Origin of the sequence: Neorhizobium huautlense, assembly GCF_030811685.1 — a bacterium.
Lineage (GTDB): Bacteria > Pseudomonadota > Alphaproteobacteria > Rhizobiales > Rhizobiaceae > Neorhizobium > Neorhizobium huautlense_A.
The window spans coordinates 1-1,610 of record NZ_JAUSRF010000044.1 but is presented as its reverse complement, the minus strand read 5'-3'; the positions used below and the strand labels follow the sequence as shown (position 1 = coordinate 1,610).

General features: G+C 58.2%; 1 protein-coding gene. It reads left to right on the top strand.

All coding sequences use genetic code 11. The features are described from left to right. Window positions 1-83 precede the first annotated feature (83 nt). Window positions 84-1,610: ISL3 family transposase (locus tag J2T09_RS27515; protein ID WP_306840274.1), on the top strand; the 1,527-nt coding region annotated here is incomplete at its 3' end.

Below are 1,610 nucleotides of genomic sequence, written 5' to 3'. Positions count from 1 at the left end.
ATCGGCGTCCAATATTGGGTCTGACTCATTCTCGATGATGTTTCGGATTCTACTGGCCTGGTTTCCAATGGAGAATCAGCGCCATGCGAGCCCATTTTCGGCTTTCCGATCTGATCCCTGCCGAGTTGAACGTAGAAGCAGTGCACCACAGCGCAGATGTGATCGTCGTCGCCGCACATGGTCAGTCCCGAGATTGCAGGTGTCCCGAATGCGGTACGATCTCCCATCGTGTTCACAGCCGGTACCCTCGGATGATCGCCGATCTGCCGTGTGCAGGCCGGAGCATCGAACTGCATCTGACCGTCCGACGTTTCGTCTGTAGTGCCAATCAATGCCGCCGAAAGATTTTCGCCGAGCGCTTCGGTGATGACATAGTCCGACCCATGGCCCGCAGGACAGCACGCCTGGACACGTTGGTGCACCATTTGGCCTTGGCATTGGGTGGTCGCCCGGCAGCACGGTTCGCAGATCGTCTCGGGTTTCCGGTTAGCAATGACACGCTACTTCGAACCGTTCGTCGATATGATCGACCACCGCCGACGCCGCCGAGCGTTATCGGCATTGATGACTGGGCGTGGCGTCGCAATCATCGATATGGCACGATCATCTGCGATCTCGAACGGCGAAAAACGATCGCTTTGTTGCCCGACCGAGAGCCCACTACCGCCAAGGCTTGGCTGGTCGAGCAGCCGCAAATCGAAATCGTCGCAAGAGACCGTGGCGGCGGGTATGCGCAGGCCGCTGCACAAGCCCTGCCACACGCCGAACAGGTTGCCGACCGCTGGCATCTCATGGAAAACGCTAGCCACGCCTTTCTTGATGTCGTTCGCAAGTCGATGCGGCAGGTCCGCGTGGCAGTCGGTTCAGCAACTGTAAACCCCAAGCTCCTGACTGCTGCCGAGCGCCTGCAATATGAGGGATATCTGAGACGTGAAGAGACGAACTCTGTCATTCGTGGACTCGTCGGCGAAGGGGTGTCCATAAAGGAGATCGTGCGCAGAACCGGGCACAGCCGAAAGCTGGTCCGTAGTGTTGTCCGTGGTCAGCGGACCGACATCTTTCGGGTGCGACAAACCTCCCTCGAGCCGCATTTGCCTTGGCTGGAAGCGCAATGGGACGCCGGATTACGAAACGGCGCTGAACTGTGGCGGCAGCTTTGGCTGGCTGGTTTTGGTGGAGGCCTCCGCGTTGTCACGGAATGGGCAACACGACGAAGGCGAGCCGAAAAAGCCGAGAACGGGCTCGGCCACGCGCCCGAAGCACGCACCATCGTCCGCCTAGTGACCCTTGAACGCAACAATTTGACCAAGGCTCAGACGATGACGGTCGCTGCGATTGAGGAGCAACTACCAGACCTTGTCGAGGCCAGAGATGTCGTGGAAAGCTTTCACGAAATGCTGCGGCGCAAGTCTAACGATGACTTGGACACGTGGATCGATCGCGCAGCAACAAGCTTGGTCGCGTCATTTGCCAACGGCATTATCCGCGACCGAGCAGCGGTTCAGAATGCAATCACTTCAATTTGGTCGAACGGCCAGACAGAGGGCCAGATCACCAAGCTGAAACTCATCAAGCGCCAGATGTACGGGCGCGGGAAACTCGATTTGCTA